The 2768-nt window shown below is 72.5% G+C and carries 4 protein-coding genes and 1 pseudogene; all 5 read right to left on the minus strand.

All coding sequences use genetic code 11. The annotated features are described in order from the left end of the window. Positions 1 to 151: pseudogene (locus BN1056_RS12230) on the minus strand (prolipoprotein diacylglyceryl transferase); the annotation flags it as partial. A 30-nt stretch (positions 152 to 181) separates the two neighbouring features. Continuing rightward, on the minus strand, positions 182 to 1006 hold the full coding sequence (locus BN1056_RS12235; protein WP_210581591.1) for an indole-3-glycerol phosphate synthase TrpC: 825 nt from the start codon (positions 1004 to 1006) through the stop codon (positions 182 to 184). 23 nt (positions 1007 to 1029) lie between these two features. Then, a complete protein-coding gene (gene hisI / locus BN1056_RS12240; RefSeq protein ID WP_234416164.1) occupies positions 1030 to 1473 on the minus strand; it encodes a phosphoribosyl-AMP cyclohydrolase in 444 nt (147 codons plus the stop codon). Positions 1474 to 1517: 44 nt separating this feature from the next. Continuing rightward, positions 1518 to 2288 carry an imidazole glycerol phosphate synthase subunit HisF gene (gene hisF, locus BN1056_RS12245; RefSeq protein ID WP_210581593.1) on the minus strand — a complete coding sequence of 257 codons (771 nt, stop codon included), beginning with the start codon at positions 2286 to 2288 and terminating at the stop codon, positions 1518 to 1520. Positions 2289 to 2290: 2 nt separating this feature from the next. After that, positions 2291 to 2768: FKBP-type peptidyl-prolyl cis-trans isomerase (locus tag BN1056_RS12250; RefSeq protein ID WP_483297525.1), on the minus strand; the 478-nt coding region annotated here is incomplete at its 5' end.

Consider the following 2768-nt stretch of genomic DNA (forward strand, 5'->3'; position numbering starts at 1 on the left):
CGGCCGCCCCGCCGGCGGCACGGTAGCGGCGGTCGCCCCACCACACGGCAACGAACACGCCGGCGAGGATGCACAGGGCGTAGGCACGCAGGGGGAACGGTCCCAGGTACCACACCCCGCGGGCGGGGCTGGGGATGGCGGCCGCGAGCATCGCGGCGGGGCTGAGCAGGGCTACGGGCACTTACGGCGCCTCTCGGTGGGTGGCGGGAAACAATGCCGGGTGGCTGCCGGCGGCAACCAGCTCGGCCACGAACTGTTGGGGGTCGGCGGAGCGGATGACGGCCTCGCCGACCAGTACGACGTCGGCGCCGGCGCGCGCATAGCTCATGACGTCGTGGGGGCCGCGCACGCCGCCGGTGGCGATCCGGGTAATGCCCGCGGGCAGTACCTCGGCGACCCGCTCGAAGCGGGAGCGGTCCACCTTGCGGGTCTCCGGGTCGCGGGCGTCGACGGCGATGAGGCGGGCGCCGGACTGTACGGCGGTGATGGCCTCGGTCCGCGAGTGAGCCTCGACGACGGCCACCATGCCCAGGGAGTGGGTGCGCTCGATCAAGGACTCCAGGATCAGGGGCTGCAGGCGGGCGTCGAGCATGAGCAGGTCGGCGCCGTGGGCGCGGGCCTCATGCACCTGGTAGGGGGTGACCACGACGTCGTTGACCAGCACGGGCACGTCCACGGCGGCGCGCACGGCATCCAGGTCGGCCAGCCGACCGTGGGAGCGGGCGGGCTCGGTGACCACGGAAACGCAGGCGGCCCCGCCGGCGGCGTAGAAGCCGGCCAGAATGGCCACATCCCCGACGCCGGACAGGTCCGCGAAGGTGGCGGTGGCGCGCTTGACCTCGGCTATCACCGAGACGGCTCGGCCCTCACCGTGCAGGGCAGCGACGGCGTCGCGGCAGGCGGGGGCGGCGCGCACGGCCTCCTTTAGCTGCGCCAGCGGGACGCGTCGTTCGCGCTGCGCCACGCAGGCGCGGGCCGTGGCGGCGAGCTCCTCGAAGGTGTTCACCGTCGGTCACCCCCTTACGTTTCTCAACCCTCATGGTTACCGGACGGGGCCGTACAGGCAAATCCGTCCCGGCTGGAGGGACGCTCCCCCACCACCGCGCCCAGGTCCCCGCCGGCCTGGAAGCAGGTGCGCGTACCGGTGTGGCAGGCGGCCCCCACCTGGTCGACTTCAACCAGCAGGGCGTCGCCGTCGCAGTCCAGGGAGACGGCCTTGACGTACTGGTAATGGCCGGAGGTATCGCCCTTGCGCCAGTACTCCTGGCGGGAGCGCGACCAGTAGGTCACGCGTCCCTCACTCAGGGTGCGGCGCAGGGCCTCATCGTTCATCCAGCCCACCATGAGCACCTCGCGGGTGTCGTACTGCTGGACGACGGCGGCCACCAGGCCGTTCGCGTCTCGCTTCAGGCGTGCGGCCAGTTCGGACGGCAGCGGGGAGGGCTCATTGGCCACGGCGTGGGACTCGGTCACGGGTGCCATTGTGACACCCCGCCGGCGGGCTCCGGTGCCGCCGCTCAACGCACGGGGTGGCCGGCGGCGCGCAGCGCCTCCTTGGCCTGCTCGATGGTCATGGTGCCGTAGTGGAAGACGCTGGCGGCCAGCACGGCGTCCGCGCCGTGGTCGGCGGCTGCCGCGAAGTCCTCGGGCCGCCCGGCACCGCCGGAGGCGATCAGCGGAATACGCACCGCCCGGCGCACGTCATCGAGCATCTCCAGGTCGAAGCCGCCGGTGACGCCGTCGGCATCCATGGAGTTCAGCAGGATCTCGCCGGCACCGAGATCGGCCGCGCGGGCCGCCCACTGCACCGCGTCGATGCCGGTGGAGCGAGTGCCGCCGTGAGTGGTGACCTCGTAGCCGGAGGGGGTGCTCACGCCGGGCGGGCAACGGCGGGCGTCCACCGACAGGACCACCACCTGGTTGCCGAAGCGGGAGGCGACCTCCGTCAGCAGCTCGGGACGGGCGATGGCAGCGGTATTGATGCCGACCTTGTCGGCGCCAGCCCGCAGCAGCCGGTCGACGTCGTCCACGCTGCGCACGCCGCCGCCGACGGTCAGCGGCACGAACACCTCCTCGGCGGTGTCGGCCACGACCTGCAGCATGGTGGCGCGCCCCTCGGCTGAGGCCGACACGTCCAGGAAGGTGATCTCGTCGGCGCCCTGGGCGTCGTAGCGGGCGGCGAGCTCCACCGGGTCGCCGGCGTCACGCAGGCCGGTGAAGTTCACGCCCTTGACCACGCGGCCGTCCTTGACGTCCAGGCACGGGATCACACGTACGGCAACACTCATGTCTACTGCTCCTCCTTGCCGGCGGGTGCGGCCGCGGCGGGCTGTGCCGCGCCGGGGCTCGGGGTTACGCGTACCACGCCGTCGGCGGTGGGCGTGGCCTGCGGGCTGGGGGCGGCGGTGGCGTCGGTGAGAGTGCCGTCGGCTACGACGGCGAGTATGTCGATGACCACGGCCAGGGCGTCGTCGCCGGCGGCCTGGTCCGCCGGCAGCACCAGCACGATGCGACTGCCAACGGTGGCATCCACCAGCTGTTGAGCAAGGCCGGACATGGTGTCGGACATGTCGATGATGCCGGGGACGGTGGTAGCGCCGTAGCTGGAGGTGCGCAGGCTGTTGTCGGACCAGTTGGCGAAGGCGTAGCGGGCGACGATGACGTCGCCGGAGTTGATCTGCTGCCCGGTGCCGGCCACCAGCACACTCGCGGCGGCCCGGGTGGGGGCGGCCAGATCCTGCACGGACAGGGAGACGGTGCCGTCGTCG

Source organism: Actinomyces succiniciruminis (genome assembly GCF_900002405.1).
Lineage (GTDB): Bacteria > Actinomycetota > Actinomycetes > Actinomycetales > Actinomycetaceae > Actinomyces > Actinomyces succiniciruminis.

Excerpts from the sequence above, each read along its gene's own strand:
- hisF (WP_210581593.1), bottom strand. The coding sequence starts at position 2,288 with ATGAGTGTTGCCGTACGTGTGATCCCGTGCCTGGACGTCAAGGACGGC.